The 15,510-nt window shown below is 73.6% G+C and carries 14 protein-coding genes; 10 read left to right on the top strand and 4 right to left on the bottom strand.

Going from position 1 to position 15,510, the window contains the following annotated elements:
* Positions 1-102 precede the first annotated feature (102 nt).
* Positions 103-1,464, top strand: a complete 1,362-nt coding sequence (locus ABD350_RS01370) for an aminotransferase class V-fold PLP-dependent enzyme (protein WP_344345534.1) — start codon at positions 103-105, stop codon at positions 1,462-1,464.
* Positions 1,465-1,569: 105 nt separating this feature from the next.
* Here the strand turns inward: ABD350_RS01370 and ABD350_RS01365 are convergent, their stop codons facing one another.
* Positions 1,570-1,851, bottom strand: a complete 282-nt coding sequence (locus tag ABD350_RS01365) for an Lrp/AsnC family transcriptional regulator (protein WP_344345532.1) — start codon at positions 1,849-1,851, stop codon at positions 1,570-1,572.
* On the bottom strand, positions 1,848-2,642 hold the full coding sequence (locus ABD350_RS01360; protein ID WP_344345530.1) for a rhomboid family intramembrane serine protease: 795 nt from the start codon (positions 2,640-2,642) through the stop codon (positions 1,848-1,850). The genes ABD350_RS01365 and ABD350_RS01360 overlap by 4 nt, the downstream gene beginning before the upstream one ends.
* A 153-nt stretch (positions 2,643-2,795) precedes the next feature.
* Here ABD350_RS01360 and ABD350_RS01355 point away from each other — a divergent pair, with 153 nt between their 5' ends.
* The 5 genes from ABD350_RS01355 (at position 2,796) to ABD350_RS01335 (ending at position 8,176) form a co-directional block, all read left to right on the top strand.
* Positions 2,796-3,035 (top strand): hypothetical protein, encoded by a 240-nt coding sequence (locus ABD350_RS01355; protein ID WP_014672226.1) that lies wholly within the window; start codon positions 2,796-2,798, stop codon positions 3,033-3,035.
* A 49-nt stretch (positions 3,036-3,084) separates the two neighbouring features.
* Positions 3,085-4,428, top strand: coding sequence for an NYN domain-containing protein (locus ABD350_RS01350; RefSeq protein WP_344345528.1), 1,344 nt, complete (start codon positions 3,085-3,087; stop codon positions 4,426-4,428).
* A 222-nt stretch (positions 4,429-4,650) separates the two neighbouring features.
* Entirely contained in the window at positions 4,651-5,718 is a 1,068-nt protein-coding gene (locus ABD350_RS01345) for a C40 family peptidase (protein ID WP_344345527.1), read from the top strand.
* 238 nt (positions 5,719-5,956) lie between these two features.
* Entirely contained in the window at positions 5,957-6,964 is a 1,008-nt protein-coding gene (locus ABD350_RS01340) for a C40 family peptidase (RefSeq protein ID WP_344345526.1), read from the top strand.
* Between the two features lie 27 nt (positions 6,965-6,991).
* Entirely contained in the window at positions 6,992-8,176 is a 1,185-nt protein-coding gene (locus ABD350_RS01335) for a hypothetical protein (RefSeq protein WP_344345524.1), read from the top strand.
* Here the strand turns inward: ABD350_RS01335 and ABD350_RS01330 are convergent.
* The gene (locus tag ABD350_RS01330) at positions 8,152-9,378 is read right to left on the bottom strand and encodes a glycosyltransferase 87 family protein (protein WP_344345523.1); all 1,227 of its coding nucleotides are present in this window, start codon (positions 9,376-9,378) and stop codon (positions 8,152-8,154) included. The two genes, ABD350_RS01335 and ABD350_RS01330, sit on opposite strands and share 25 nt — an antisense overlap.
* 138 nt (positions 9,379-9,516) lie before the next feature.
* On the opposite strand from ABD350_RS01330, the gene ABD350_RS01325 reads away from it, so the two are divergent.
* Complete coding sequence (locus ABD350_RS01325; protein ID WP_344345522.1) at positions 9,517-10,659, top strand: glycosyltransferase family 4 protein; 1,143 nt, start codon at positions 9,517-9,519, stop codon at positions 10,657-10,659.
* Positions 10,660-10,785: 126 nt separating this feature from the next.
* On the opposite strand, the gene ABD350_RS01320 is transcribed toward ABD350_RS01325, so the two are convergent.
* Positions 10,786-12,582: an AMP-dependent synthetase/ligase gene (locus ABD350_RS01320; RefSeq protein WP_344345521.1), complete on the bottom strand. Its 1,797-nt coding sequence runs from the start codon at positions 12,580-12,582 to the stop codon at positions 10,786-10,788.
* 295 nt (positions 12,583-12,877) lie between these two features.
* Here ABD350_RS01320 and ABD350_RS01315 point away from each other — a divergent pair, with 295 nt between their 5' ends.
* The 3 genes from ABD350_RS01315 to ABD350_RS01305 all read left to right on the top strand — a co-directional run bounded on the left by ABD350_RS01315 (position 12,878) and on the right by ABD350_RS01305 (position 15,483).
* Positions 12,878-13,675 carry a metallophosphoesterase family protein gene (locus tag ABD350_RS01315; protein WP_344345520.1) on the top strand — a complete coding sequence of 266 codons (798 nt, stop codon included), beginning with the start codon at positions 12,878-12,880 and terminating at the stop codon, positions 13,673-13,675.
* Between the two features lie 124 nt (positions 13,676-13,799).
* Positions 13,800-14,243 (top strand): SRPBCC family protein, encoded by a 444-nt coding sequence (locus ABD350_RS01310; RefSeq protein ID WP_344345519.1) that lies wholly within the window; start codon positions 13,800-13,802, stop codon positions 14,241-14,243.
* Positions 14,244-14,310: 67 nt separating this feature from the next.
* Entirely contained in the window at positions 14,311-15,483 is a 1,173-nt protein-coding gene (locus tag ABD350_RS01305) for an ArsA family ATPase (RefSeq protein ID WP_344345518.1), read from the top strand.
* The last annotated feature ends 27 nt before the right edge of the window (positions 15,484-15,510 follow it).

Raw genomic sequence — 15,510 nt, 5'->3', positions numbered from 1 at the left:
TCTTCCGTGAGCAAGCGAATGCTTTAGGGCCGCAGAGCCCCGCCTCCGCACACCCCTTTTCCCTGTCTTTCCCTTCCTCGTATTCCTTCACGGGAGTCCGCCATGTCTGTCTCCACCGCTGCCGCCGACCAGTCGCTTTGCACCCCTCTGCCCGTTCTGGGGCGGGATGTCACCGTTCCATTGGTCACCGGGGGCGAGGTCACCTACGCGGCCCTCGACTACGCGGCCAGCGCCCCCGCCCTCCAGCGCGTCTGGGACGACGTCGCCGCCTACGCCCCGTACTACGGCAGCGTCCACCGTGGGGCCGGTTACCTCTCCCAGCTCTCCACCGACCTGTTCGAGAACGCCCGCGGGACGGTCGCCGAGTTCCTCGGCTGCCGGGCCGGCGACCAGGTGGTCTTCACCCGCTCCACCACCGACTCCCTCAACCTGCTGGCCCGGGCGATCCCGGCCGGCTGCCAGGTCTTCGTGTTCGAGACCGAGCACCACGCCTCCCTGCTGCCCTGGCAGCACGCCCGGGTCACCTACCTCGACGCCCCGCGCACCCCCGGCCAGGCCGTGGAGATCCTGGAGCGGGCCCTGGCCGACCGCGACCCGTACGGCCCCGCCCTGGTCTGTGTCACCGGCGCCTCCAACGTCACCGGCGAGCTGTGGCCGGTGCGCGAACTGGCCGCCGCCGCCCACGCCCACGGCGCCCGGATCGTCCTGGACGCCGCCCAACTCGCCCCGCACCACCCGGTGTCCGTCACGGACCTCGACGTCGACTGGATCGCCTTCTCCGGCCACAAGCTCTACGCCCCCTTCGGCTCCGGCGTCCTGGCCGGCCGCGCCGACTGGCTCCAGGCGGCCGAGCCCTACCTCGCGGGCGGCGGCGCCAGTCGCCGGGTGACCCGGCGTGAGGACGGCGGGGTGGCCGTCGAGTGGCACGAGACCGCGGCCCGCCACGAGGCCGGCTCCCCGAACGTCATCGGCGCCTACGCCATCGCCGCCGCCTGCAAGGCGCTCACCGAGGCCGGCTGGGACACCCTGGTCGCCCGCGAACAGCACCTGATCGCCAAGGTCCGCGCGGGCCTGGCCGAGGTCCCCGAGGTGCGCGTGCTGTCGCTGTTCGGCGACGACGCCCCGCGCGTCGGCGTCCTCTCCTTCGTCGTCGACGGCTGGAACAGCTCCCACTTCGCCGCCGCGCTCTCCGCCGAGTACGGCATCGGCGTCCGCGACGGGCTGTTCTGCGCCCACCCGCTGGTGCGCACCCTGCTCGGCTCCGACCCGGGGACCCAGGGCGAGTGCGGCGCCCCCGAGGCGGCCCCCGGCGAGAAGTCCCTCAACGCCATCCGCGTCAGCTTCGGCGCGGGCACCCCCGACGAGCACGTGGACCGCTTCGTGCACGCCGTCAGGGAACTGGTCCGGGACGGCGCGAAGTGGCAGTACCGCACGGAGGAGGGCCGCTGCGTGCCGGCGGTGTGAAGCCTGGACGAGGGGCGCCCCGGCCGCGGCCGGGGCGCCGTGCTGTACCCGGACGGCGGGGCGTGCCGGAGCGGGCGGCCCGGCCGCGGGGGCCCGGGGCCCGGCCTAGTTGTCCAGGCCGATCGCGAACGCGGCCTCCAGGTCGTGCTGGGAGTAGGTGCGGAACGCCACGTGCGTGTCCGTTCCCTGCACGCCGGGGATCTTGCTGATGCGGCCGGGGATGACCTCGGCGAGGTCCTCGTGCCGGGCGACCCGGACCATGGCGATCAGGTCGTAGGTGCCGGTGACCGAGAAGACCTCGCTCACGTTCTCCAGCGCGGCGATCCGCTCGGCGATCTCGGGGATCCGGTCCACGCTGGTCTTGATCAGAACGATCGCGGTGATCACGGTTGTCTCTCTCCCTCGGTGACCGGAGCCGGTGCGTCCTTCACTCTAGTCGCCCGCCCGTCACCCACCACCGCCCCTCCGGATCCCCCCTTCACGCCCTTCCTCCTTCCGTAGCGCACCCACGCGTAGCCGAAGCCGAGGCCGAAACCCACCAGGTGGGCGAGGTAGGCCACCCCGGGCCCGTCGGGGGCGCGCTGGGCCGCCAGCCACTGCAGGGCCGCCCAGCAGGGCAGGACGACCCAGGCCGGGAAGCGCAGCGGCAGGAAGAACAGGAACGGCAGCAGACTGGTCACCCGCGCACGGGGGAACAGGTACAGGAAGGCTCCGAGGACCGCCGAGACCGCACCGGAGGCGCCGACCAGCGACTGTCCGGAGGCGGCGTTGGCCACCGCGTAGCCGAGCAGGGCGCCGCAGCCGCAGCCGACGTAGAAGAGGGTGAACTCCACCCGGCCCATCCGTTCCTCGGTCATCGCTCCGAAGACGAAGAGGAAGAGCATGTTGCCGAGCAGGTGCACCCAGCTGCCGTGCACGAACAGCGCGGTGGCCGGGGTGAGCGCGGCCCCGGCCGGCCCGTCGAACAGCTCGGCCGGGACCACGCCCCAGCGCCGGAAGTACGCCCGCTGCGCGGCGAGCAGCGCGTCCCCGGTGCCGTACCCCGGCACCAGCCCGGAGGCCGGGCCGAGGGCGAAGAGCACACAGCACAGGGCGATGAGGCCGTATGTCACCGGCGCCGGAGTGTCCCGGACCGCTCCGAGGGTCCTGCCGGCCGCCGTGCTCCTGGGGCTGATCATGACTACAGAGCATGACGTAACGGGACGCAACCCGACAGACCGCCTCGCCGCCCGGAACGGACGGGCGGCGAGCAGTCGCCAGGCCGTAGGGTTACGAGCCACACGCGTCGGGGAGCGGCGCGGACCGACACGAGAAGGAAGCGAACCAGCGCGATGACGGTTCCCCTGCCGACCGCCACGACCCGGTGGCGCTGCACCCTCTGCGGCAATCTCACCCGTTTCGACGTCACCCGCTCGTCCAAGGTCGTCGAGTACGTGCACCTGGACCTGGCCGGCGAGCCGACGGTGGAGGAGCGCGAGGTGGTCAGTGAGACCATCGAGTCGGTGCGCTGTCGCTGGTGCAACGCGGTGGACCAGGTGGAACTCGTGGACAGGCCGGGCGCCGGCTCCTGAGCGGAGCGGCCCCGGAGAGGCTTCTTTCCGGTATTGGGGTGTGTGACGGATGGTGGAGACCGCAGGCGGGGGGCCGGGCGACGGCACCGCTGAGGTGCTTGACCGTCCGCTGCCCGACGGTGTGCGCCGTCGGGTCGTGCAGATCGTCTCGGACGGCTTCGGCGGGCTGACCCTGACGGAACTGCCCGCCCAGCTGAGGCAGTACGCCCGGTTCGCCCCGAACCGCCGGGCGAAGTTCGCCGGGAACGCGATGGCGGCGGCGCTGGAGACCGACGCGCTGTTCCGGCAGCGGATCGGCGAGCGGTTCCGGGAGGCGCAGCCGGAACTCGCCGGAGCCCTCGACGCCGGCTCCCCGCCCCCGGCCGCCGACCCGCTCGACGTGGCGGCCGCGGCCTATGTGCTGCGCCCGGCGGGCTGGGTGAAGCTGGTCACCGCGGCCGGCGAGGAGGCCCAGCGCGCGGACGCCGAGCGGGCCGACGAGGAGAGCCGGGCCGAGCTGGAGCGGCTGCGCGCGGAGCTGGCGCAGGCCCGCGACCACACCCGTACCGAGACCGAACGGCTGCGTACGGAGCTGGACTCGGCGCGCAAGGAGGCGGAGTCGCTGCACCGCAAGCTGCGCGCCGCGCTCAGCGACGTCAAGCGGGGCGAGGCCGCGCTGCGCAAGGCGCACGGCGAGATCGACGCTGTACGCGCCGAGGCGCAGGCGCGGATGTCGGCCGCGGAGAGCGAGTCCCGGCGGCTCAAGGCCCGCCTGGGCGAGACCGAGGCCGCGCTGGAGGCCACCCGCCGGGCGGCCCGGGAAGGCCGCAGTGTGGAGGACATGCGGGTGCGGCTGCTGCTCGACACCCTGCTGGACGCCACCCAGGGGCTCAGGCGTGAACTGGCCCTGCCGCCGGTGTCGGTGCGCCCGGCCGAGACGGTCGACGCGGTGGAGCCGGGGCGGATGACCCCGAAGGACATCGCGGCGCGCGCCCTGTCGGAGAACGACCCGGCCATTCTCGACCAGTTGCTGGCGCTGCCGCAGGCGCATCTGGTCGTCGACGGCTACAACGTGACCAAGACCGGTTATCCGCAGATGCCGCTGGAGAAGCAGCGGCTCAGGCTGCTGGGCCAGCTCTCGGCGCTCGCCGCGCAGACCGGGGCCGAGGTCACCTGCGTTTTCGACGGCGCCGAACTGGCCGCGCCGGTGCTGCTCGCGCCGCCGCGCGGGGTGCGGGTGCTGTTCTCCAAGCCGGGCGTCACCGCCGACGAGCTGATCCGGCAGCTGGTGCGCGCCGAGCCGCCGGGGCGTCCGGTCATCGTCGCCTCCACCGACCGAGAGGTGGCCGACGGGGTCGCCAAGGCGGGGGCCCGGCCGGTGGCTTCCGCGGTGCTTCTGAAGCGATTGTCCTGACGGTGTCCCGAAGGTCCAACCGGCGCCGGTAACGCCCGGATTGGGCTTGTCGTCACGCGACGCAGGGTCAGACATGCCTCACTGCAGGTGAGTCATGTGCAAAGAATGCGGGGCGTGACGGGATTTTTTGCCGTGAGGATTTGAACTGATCACAACTAGGTCACTAGGGTCTGGCTCGAACCTCCGAACGGGTGATCGCTCTCAAGAAGGAGTTCCCCCTCCGTGGCGTCCCATCGTCGACCCAAGCAGCCGAGTCGCACCCGCGTGACCGTGCTGACCACCGCAGCCGCCGCTGCCGTCGCGCTCAGCGCGAACGCCGCCAACGCCGCTCCCAGCGAGAAGCTGAGCAAGGACGAGGTGAAGGCGAAGGTCGACAAGCTCTACGAGCAGGCCGAGCAGGCGACCGAGAAGTACAACGGCGCCAAGGAGAAGCAGCAGAAGCTGCAGAAGGAAATCTCCACCATCCAGGACAACGTCGCCCGCGGCCAGGAGGAGCTCAACAAGCTGCGCGACGGCCTGGGTTCGCTGGCCACCGCCCAGTACCGCTCCGGCGGTATCGACGCCTCGGTCCAGCTGTTCCTCTCCTCCGACCCGGACGACTACCTCGACAAGGCGTCCACGCTCGACCAGTTGAGCAGCCAGCAGGTCGACGCGCTGAAGAAGATCCAGGACAAACAGCGCGAACTCGCCCAGGAGCGGGCCGAGGCCACCGAGAAGCTCAAGGACCTCTCCGCCACCCGCACCGAACTGGGCAACAAGAAGAAGGAAGTCCAGGGCAAGCTCGGCGAGGCCCAGCGGCTGCTGAACACCCTGACGGCCAAGGAGAAGCAGCAGCTCGCCGAGGAAGAGCAGAAGCGCGCCCAGGAGGGCCAGGAGCGCGCCAACCGCTCCACCGGCGGCGAGCGTCCCGACCTCGGCGAGGCCGTGCCCGGCTCCGGCCGGGCCCAGGCGGCCTTCTCCGCCGCCCAGACCAAGATCGGCTCGCCGTACGTCTACGGCGCCACCGGCCCCTCCTCCTACGACTGCTCGGGCCTGACCTCCTGGGCCTACGCCCAGGCCGGCGTCTCCATCCCGCGCACCTCCGAGGCGCAGTCCCAGATCGGCACGCGGATCACCTCGGTCAACGATCTGAAGGTCGGCGACCTGGTCTTCTTCTTCAACGACCTGCACCACGTGGGCCTGTACGCGGGCAACGGCCAGGTCCTGCACGCACCCCGCACCGGCACGGTCGTCCGCTACGAGTCGATGAGCACCATCGGTGGCCCCTTCATGTGGGGCGTGCGCGTCTGACACCCCCCGCGACACGCGGACACGGTGGCGCCCGAACGGGCGAATCACCGGAGCCGTAAACGACCCCGCGCCCCGCCGTTGACCTGCGTCAGCGGCGGGGCGTCAGCATGTGTTGACGCCGAGGTCTTTGGTCCGGGCCCCCGCGCGCGGCTACTGTCTGCCGCGTTTCCCGGCGCCGGGGCCTCCCCGTCCCCGGCGCCGGGGCAACGGTCAGACGTCCGCCAGCAGAAGGACTGCCGTGGGGTCCCATCGCCGCCTTGCACCGTCCGGATTCGACCGGGGCGCCGCCGCCCTGTGCGTGCTGTCGGCCGCGGCGGCACTCGGCGCCGTACCGGCACACGCGGCACCGGACGTCGGCGGCCGCGCCGAGGTGGACCGGCTGTACGCGGAGGCCGAGAAGGCGACCCAGGACTACGACCGGGCCGACGAGCGCGCCGGTGAACTGCGCCGGAGGCTGCGCGCCACCCGGGACCACCTGGCCCGGCAGCAGCAGCGCGTCAACGACCTGCGCGAGCAGCTCGGTTCGCTGGCCGGCGCCCAGTACCGGTCCGGCGGCATCGACCCGGCCGTGGCCCTGTTCTTCTCCGCCGAGCCCGAGGACTACCTGGACAAGGCGGCCACGCTCGACCGCCTCGGCGCCCGGCAGGCCGGCCGGCTGCGGGAGTTGCGGTCCGCGCTGCGCGAACTCGCCCAGGAGCGCGCGGAGGTCGCCGGTACCCTCGCCGAACTGGAGCGCAGCCGCCGGGCCGTGGCCGCCCACAAGCGGACCGTGGAGCGCAAGCTGGCCCGGGCCCGGCAGCTGATCAACGCCATGCCCGCCGGTGAACGTGCCGCCTACGACCGGGCCTCGCGCGGCAGCCGCCCGGACCTGCCCGCCCCGGACGGCGCCGACGCTCCCGGCGGCCGGGGCGCCGCCGCCCTGGCCGCCGCCCGCGCCGCCCTCGGCCGCCCCTATGTGTGGGGCGCCAACGGCCCCACGGGCTTCGACTGCTCGGGCCTGACCCAGTGGGCGTACGCGCACGCCGGGATCCGGCTGCCGCGCACCTCGCAGGAGCAGCGGTTCGCCGGCCGGCGGATCCCGCTCTCCCAGGCCCGCCCCGGCGACCTGGTCGTCTACCGCTCCGACGCCAGCCACGTGGCCCTGTACGCGGGCCACGGCCAGGTCATCCACGCGCCCTATCCCGGCGCCCCGGTGCGCTACGACCCGGTCGGCATGATGCCGGTCTCCTCGGTCACCCGGCCCTGACCGCGCTCCGCGCCGTACCATCGCCGAGTGGCTGGTCGCGGGCGGGCGTGGAGGATCGGAGCCTTAGGGCTCGTCGTGCTGCTGCCGCTCACCGGGTGCGAGGGGCGGCCGGCGGCCGATCCGGTGCGCACCGAGGTGCAGCGGATGCTCGACCGGCGCTCCGCCGCCCTGCTCGGCCACGACGAGCAGGCGTACGCCGTGACGGGCACCCGTGCCCAGTACACCCGGCTGCGCGCCCTGCCGCTGGCCTCCTTCGCCTACCGGGTCACCGCCGTGCGCCGCACCGCCTCCGGCGCCACCGCCGACGCCGATCTGAGCTACCGCGTCGCCGGCTACGACAAGGCCCCGGTCGACGCCCGCCGCACCCTCACCCTGGGCCGGACCGCCGACGGCCACTGGTACGTCACCACCGAGCGGCCCGCCCGCGAGGCCGGGCAGCAACTGTGGGACCAGGGCACGGTGAGCGTCGTCAGGGGCGCGCACAGCCTGGTGCTCGGCACCGGCGGCTCCGCCGGCCTGACCGGGTTCGCCCGGCTGGCCGACCGGGCGGTCCCGGCCGTCTCCGGGGTGTGGGGCACGCACTGGAGCCGTCGGGTGGTCGTCCTCGTCCCCGAGTCGCTGGCGGACATGGCGGCGCTTCTCGGCGCGCCGGCCGCCGACTACCAGGGCATCGCGGCGGTCACCACGGGCGAGGCGGGCGGCTCGGGGCGGGCGCCCGCGGACCGGGTGGTGGTCAACCCGGAGGCGTACGCGAGACTCGCCGACGCCGGCAAGCAGATCGTCCTCACCCACGAGACGACCCATGTGGCCACCCGGGGGGACACCACCGCCGCCACCCCGCTGTGGCTGTCCGAGGGCTACGCCGACTGGATCGGCTACCTCGACACCGGCCGCACCCCCGCCGAGGCCGCCCCCGAACTGGCCCGCGCCGTCCGGGAGGGCGAGACCCCCGGGTCACTGCCCGCCGACAAGGACTTCGGCTTCACCAGCGACCCCGTGAAGCTGGCGCGGGCCTACGAGGGCGGCTGGCTGGCCTGCCGGATGATCGCCGAGCGGTGGGGCGCGGCCCGGCTCGGCGCCTTCTACCGCGCCGTCGGTGCCCACGGCCGACGCCCCGGCGCGGTCGAGGAGGCCCTGCGTGAGGTCCTCGGCACCACCCCGCGGGCGTTCACCACCCGCTGGCGGACCTACATCACGACGCGGCTCGGCTGACCCCCGCGAGCCGGCGCCGGGGCCGGGCGGGGCGGGACGGTGGTGCGCCACAGACGGCGGGCCGCGGTGAGGGCGGCCGCGACCAGCAGGCCGTTGCGGAGCACCAGCAGCGTGACGCCGTAGCCGTCGCTCGCCACCACGTGCGAGAAACCGAGCGGGAACTCCAGGACGGTCAGGAAGGACGCCCCTGCGATCAGCAGCGCGGGCCCTGCCATCCGGCTCGCCCGGTGCGTCAGGCAGACGGCGGCCAGGCCCACCAGCCACACCAGGTACTGCGGGCTGATCACCCGGCTGGTCACCGTGAACAGCAGGACCGCCGTCAGGGCCGCGTCGGCGAGGGCGGCCCCCGTCAGCCGGGTCGCCCGCAGCCGCCACAGCAGCAGCCAGCCGAACGCGGCCCCGGTCAGCGCCAGCGCGGCCGTGCTCACCACGTCCACCCACGGGCCCAGGAACTCGACCGAGCCGTAGTTCAGCCGCACCTCGCCGCGCCAGCCGAAGTGCCGGGCCACATGGAAGACCAGGGCGCCCAGCGACTCCACCTCGGTGCCCCTCTCCCGCTGGAAGGCCAGGAACGCGAAGGCGCCCGGCATGGACACCGCGAACAGCAGCGCGATGCCCGCCCCGGTCACCGCCGCCGCCTCCCACGCCCGCCGCCGGACGGCACCGGCCAGCAGCAGCGCCGGCCACACCTTCACCAGCGCGCCGACCGCGGCCAGCGCCCCCATCACCCGCGGGTGCCGGGCCCCGGCCAGCAGCGCCGCCACGGCCACCGCGGTCACCATCAGGTCGTAGCGGGCGTACACCGTCGGCCCGAGCAGCGGCACGCCCGCCACCCACATCCAGGCCCCGCGCGGGGACCGGCCGGGCCGTGTGCCGGCGTACGCCAGCAGCGCCAGCACCACCGCGTCGGTCAGGCAGACCAGCACGAAGAAGGCGTGCGCGTACGACAGGAAGGGCAAGGCGGCGGGGGAGAGGATCGCGAGGGCGGCGGCGGGCGGGTACTGCCAGGTGACGTCGTCCAGCGGAAACGTTCCCCGGCGCAGCACCTCGTACCAGCCGTGGTAGATCACCGACACGTCCGAGGTGACGTCCGGGCCCGAAAGGACGTACACCCGGAACACGAACAGCAGCAGCCCCGCGCGGGTCACCGCCCAGGCCGCGAGCAGCCACAGCGGGGACCGTCCGGCGCCCTTCGTCTCCATGTGATCCCCTGCCGTTCGAATCCGCTTCCCCCCGCTCCGCATCCGTTCCGGGCGACCATGATGTCCCCCGATCCCCGCGCGTGCCACAGACCCGGCCGCGCCCGGCCGGGGACGGCCCGTTCGGTAGGGTCGGCGGCGATGCGAAAGACCCTGATCGTCACCAACGACTTCCCGCCCCGGCCGGGCGGAATCCAGGCCTTCCTGCACAACATGGCGCCCCGCCTGGACCCCGGCCGGCTGGTCGTCTACGCCTCCACCTGGAAGCGCGGCCGGGAGGGCGCCGAGGCCACCGCCGCCTTCGACGCCGAGCAGCCCTTCACCGTCGTCCGCGACCGCACCACCATGCTGCTGCCCACCCCCCGGGTCACCCGGCGCGCGGTCGGGCTGCTCCGCGAGCACGGCTGCACCTCGGTGTGGTTCGGCGCGGCGGCCCCGCTCGGGCTCATGGCCCCCGCGCTGCGGGGGGCCGGCGCCGAGCGGCTGGTGGCCACCACCCACGGGCACGAGGCCGGCTGGGCCCAGCTGCCCGCCGCCCGGCAACTGCTGCGCCGCATCGGCCAGTCCACGGACACGCTCACCTACCTCGGCGAGTACACCCGCTCCCGGATCGCCGGCGCGCTGACGCCGCAGGCGGCCGCACGGATGGTGCAACTGCCGCCGGGGGTGGACGAGAAGACCTTCCACCCCGGCTCCGGCGGCGACGCGGTCCGCGCCCGGCTCGGCCTCGCCGACCGGCCCGTCGTGGTCTGCGTCTCCCGGCTGGTGCCGCGCAAGGGCCAGGACACCCTGATCCAGGCCATGCCCCGGATCCTGGCCGCCGAACCGGACACCGTCCTGCTGATCGTCGGCGGCGGCCCCTACGAACGGGACCTGCGCCGCCTGGCCCGGGAGACCGGCGTCGCCGGCTCGGTCCGCTTCACCGGCGCCGTGCCCTGGCCGGAACTGCCCGCGCACTACGGCGCCGGGGACGTGTTCGCCATGCCCTGCCGCACCCGGCGCGGCGGCCTGGACGTGGAGGGCCTCGGCATCGTCTACCTGGAGGCCTCCGCGACCGGCCTGCCCGTCGTCGCGGGCGACTCGGGCGGCGCCCCCGACGCGGTCCTGGACGGCGAGACCGGCTGGGTGGTCAGGGGCGGCGAGCCCGAGGAGGCCGCCGACCGCATCGTGACCCTCCTCCAGGACCCCGGGCTGCGCCGGCGGATGGGCGAGCGGGGCCGCCGCTGGGTGGAGGAGAAGTGGCGCTGGGACCTGCTGGCGGAGAACTTGAAAGCACTGCTGTAGCGCGGCGCCCCGGAAGGGGCGCGGGGCCGCGTCCGCCATGCGGCTACCGCCGCGTGGGCGCGAGCTACCCCACGGTCCGACCCGCACCCGCCCACGGCGCCCAGGGGGCACCTCCTTGGGGGCGCGTCACTTGGCGTACAGCGCCTCGATCTCGTCCGCGTACTCCTTCGCCACCACGTTCCGCTTCAGTTTCAGCGACGGCGTCAGATGCCCCGACTCCTCCGTGAACTGGCAGGGCAGCACACGGAACTTGCGCACCGACTCCGCCTTCGACACCGCCGCGTTGCCGTCGTCCACCGCCGCCTGGATCGCCGCGAGCAGGTCCGGGTCGTCCTTCAGCGACGCCGCCGTGGAACCCGCCGGCTTGCCGTGCTCGGCGGCCCAGCGGCCGAGGAACTCCTCGTCGACGGTGACCAGAGCGCCCACGAACGGCCGCCCGTCGCCCACCACCATGCACTCCGCGACCAGCGCGTGCGCCCGGATCCGGTCCTCGATCACCGCCGGCGCCACGTTCTTGCCGCCCGCCGTGACGATGATCTCCTTCTTCCGGCCGGTGATCCGCAGATAGCCGTCCTCGTCCAGGGTGCCGATGTCACCGGTGTGGAACCAGCCGTCGGCCAGCGCATCCGCCGTCGCGCCCGGATTGTTCCAGTACTCCTTGAACAGGTGCTCGCCGTGCAGCAGCACCTCGCCGTCGTCCGCGATCCGCACCACCGAGCCGGGCAGCGGCTGCCCGACCGTGCCGATCTTCTGCCGGTCCCACGGGTTGAACGCGGTCGCCGCACAGGACTCGGTCAGGCCGTACCCCTCCAGCACCGTGAAGCCGATGCCCCGGAAGAAGTGGCCGAGCCGCTCGCCGAGCGGGGCGCCGCCGGAGATGGCGTACTCGCCCCGGCCGCCGAGGACCGCGCGCAGCTTGCCGTAGACCAGCTTGTCGAAGAGCGTGTGCTTGAGCCTGAGGCCGAACGACGGGCCGGACGGGCTGTCCAGCGCCTTGCTGTAGCGAATGGCGGTGTCCGCCGCCTTGTCGAAGATCTTCCCCTTGCCGTCGGCCTGCGCCTTGGCGCGCGCCGCGTTGTACACCTTCTCGAAGACTCGGGGCACACCGAGGATCAGCGTCGGCCGGAACGCGGCGAGTTCGTCGGTGAGGTTCTTGATGTCGGGGACACAGCCCAGCTTGATCGGCGCCATCATCGGCGCCACCTGCACCAGCCGTCCGAAGACATGGGCGAGGGGGAGGAAGAGCAGCACGGAGCACTCACCGGTGCGGAACAGCGGACGCAGCCGCTCCACCACGTTCCCGCACTCGGCGAAGAAGCTGCGGTGGGTGAGCACACAGCCCTTGGGGCGCCCGGTGGTGCCGCTGGTGTACACGATGGTCGCGGGATCGTCGGCCCGGGCGAGCGAGCTGCGCTCCTCCACCGTCTGGTCCGACACACCCTGGCCGAGCCGGCCCAGCTCGGCCACGCCCCCGGCCTCGATCTGCCAGACGTGCTTGAGCGCGGGCAGCGACTCGCGCACCGACTCCACGGCCGCCGCGTGGCCCGCCAGCTCCACCACACAGGCGGTCGCGCCCGAGTCGGACAGGATCCAGCGCACCTGCTCCGGCGAACTGGTCTCGTACACCGGCACGGTGACGGCGCCCGCGCTCCAGATCGCGAAGTCCAGCAGCGTCCACTCGTAGCGCGTCCGGGACATCAGGCCCACCCGGTCGCCCGGCTGCACCCCGGCGGCGATCAGACCCTTGGCGGCGGTGCGTACCTCGGCCAGGAACTCCCGGGCGGTCACGTCCTGCCAGCCGGCCTCCGACTTGCGGGCGATGACGGCGACGTCGGGGTGCTGCGCGGCGTTTCTGCGGACGATGTCGGTCAGATTCCCGTCCGCAGGGACCTCGTACAAAGCCGGAAGGCTGAACTCGCGCAAGACTGCTGCTCCTCATAGGGCGCCGGCGCCACGACGTTGTGCGATGCGACGGTGCGGTCCAAGGCTCGGGCAGGTGCTCGGGTCTTCGGTGGCTGAAATCCGAGCACGACTGGACTGCCCGGACGTTACCCGCCGGTATGGCGTCTACGACAGGGGGTCCCGGCGAGATGTTCGCTGCGTCACACACGCGGGCTTTCCTTCGCGCACAGTAGTCCACGGCCCAACCGACCGGCGAGTAACCGCAGGCCGGACCGGCACTGTTCACCTCCACCCCACACGCCTACCCTTGATCACCATGGCATCCACACGCACCGGCAACCGGCGGACCCGGGTCCACGTGGTCAGCGATGTGCACGGCAACGCCCGCGACCTGGCCCGGGCCGGCGACGGTGCCGACGCCCTCGTCTGCCTGGGCGACCTCGTCCTCTTCCTCGACTACGCCGACCACTCGCGCGGCATCTTCCCCGACCTGTTCGGCAAGGAGAACGCGGACCGCATCGTCGAGCTGCGCACCGCCCGCCGGTTCGCCGAGGCCCGCGAGTTCGGCGCCCGGCTGTGGGGCGGCATCGGCACCGACCGGGCCGCCGCCATCGAGAAGGCGGTGCGCCGGCAGTACGAGGAGCTGTTCGCCGCGTTCCCCACCCCTACGTACGCCACCTACGGCAATGTCGACATGCCGCAGCTCTGGCGGGAGTACGCACGGCCCGGCACCACGGTCCTGGACGGGCAGCGGGTGGAGATCGGCGGGTGGACCTTCGGCTTCGTCGGCGGCGGCCTGCGCACCCCGATGCGCACGCCGTACGAGATCGGCGACGAGGAGTACGCGGCGAAGATCGAGGCCGTCGGCGAGGTCGACGTGCTGTGCACCCACATCCCGCCCGAGGTGCCCGAACTCGTCTACGACACCGTGGCCCGCCGCTTCGAGCGGGGCAGCCGGGCCCTGCTGGACGCCATCCGCCGCACCCGCCCCCGCTACGCCCTTTTCGGCCATGTGCACCAGCCGCTCGCGCGCCGGATGCGGATCGGCGTCACCGAGTGCGTGAACGTCGGCCACTTCGCGGGCACCGGCACCCCCTGGGCACTGGAGTGGTGAGGCACCGCGGGCGGGGTGAAGGCGGCAGGTCGGCGGCGCGGTAGCCTTCACGCTGCACACACGTGCGCGATCCGGCGCACACACGACCTCTCCCACACGGCGCGCATCCGGAGGAGCCACGGCGATGGCGGAACACACCAGTTCGAGCATCACGATCGAGGCGGCTCCCGCCGACGTCATGGCGGTGATCGCCGACTTCGCGCGCTACCCGGACTGGACCGGCGAGGTGAAGGAGGCGGAGGTCCTCTCCGCCGACGACCACGGCCGCGCCGAGCGGGTCCGCCTCGTCATGGACGCGGGCGCCATCAAGGACGACCAGACCCTCGCCTACACCTGGCACGGCGAGCACGAGGTCTCCTGGACCCTCGTCAAGTCCCAGATGCTGCGCTCCCTGGACGGCTCCTACCTGCTCAAGCCGGCCGGCCAGGAGGCCACCGAGGTCACCTACCAGCTCACCGTCGACGTCAAGATCCCCATGCTCGGCATGATCAAGCGCAAGGCGGAGAAGGTCGTCATCGACCGGGCGCTGGCGGGCCTGAAGGAGCGGGTCGAGTCCCTGGGGAAGTAACTCCCCGGCGTCCCCGGCCAGAGCCTCCCCGGCTCCGTCCCCGCCCACGACGGTACGGTTCAGCCTCATGCGCACCCTCCTGATCATGGGCCCGGGCGGCAGTGGCCGTACGACCGTCGCCGCGGCCACCGCGCTCGCCTCCGCCCGTGCGGGCCACCGCACCCTCCTGCTGAGCGCCGACCGCACCGACACCCCGGGCGCGGCCCTGGGCACCCCGACAGGACCGGCCCCCACCGAGGCCGCGCCGCATCTGACCGTCTGGCGCCCGGACGCCACCGAAGGCTTCAGGCGGGACCTCACCGCCTTCCAGACCCGTGCCGGGAACGTCCTCGACCTGCTCGGCGCCGCCCGCCTGGACGCCGAGGAGGTCACCCCGCTGCCCGGCGCCGAGGAACTGTCCTTCCTGCGCGCCCTGCGGGACGCCGCCCTCTCCGAGCGCTACGACCTGCTCGTGGCCGACCTCCCGCCGCTGCCGCGGGCCCTCGCCCTGCTCGGCCTGCCCGAGGAGCTGCGCCGCTATCTGCGCCGCCTGCTGCCGCCCCAGCGGCAGGCCGCCCGCGCCCTGCGCCCGGTCCTCGGCCGGCTGGCCGGCGTTCCCATGCCCGCCGAGTGGCTCTACGAGACGGCGGCCCGCTGGGACGTCGAACTGGCCGCCGTCGAGGCCGTCCTCGCCGACCGGGACACCGCCGTACGCCTGGTCGCCGAGCCCGGCCCGGCCGGCGCCGACGCGCTGCGCACCGCCACCCTGGGCCTGGCCCTGCGGGGCCTGGGCACCGAGGCCCTGATCGCCAACCGCACCCTGCCCGACACCGTCTGCGACGCCTGGCTCTCCGGGCTGGCCGCCCAGCAGCGCAAGACGCTCGCCGAGTGGCGGGAGGCCTACGACGTCCACCCCGTCCCGCACCTCGGCCGCGACCCGCAGGGCGCCGACGACCTCACCGCGCTCGCCGTGCCCGCGGTCAACGCGGCGTCCGCCCCGGCCGAGTGGCCCGTCACCGACCGGATCGCCGAGGACGGCGTGCTGGTCTGGCACCTCCCGCTGCCCGGGGCGATACGGGATGAACTGGACCTCGTCCGGCGCGGCGACGAACTGGTGATCACCACGGGTCCCTTCCGCCGGATCGTTCCGCTGCCCTCCGCGCTGCGCCGCTGCACCGTCGCCGGCGCCGCGCTGCGCGACGGCGTACTGCGCATCCGGTTCGCCCCGGACCCGGACCTGTGGCCCGCCGGCGGACGGTGAACGGGGCACGCTCGTTCGGGTAACGTC

The sequence above is a fragment of the Streptomyces nogalater genome (genome assembly GCF_039532885.1).
GTDB lineage: Bacteria > Actinomycetota > Actinomycetes > Streptomycetales > Streptomycetaceae > Streptomyces > Streptomyces nogalater.
This window is presented reverse-complemented; position numbering and strand designations above follow the sequence as displayed.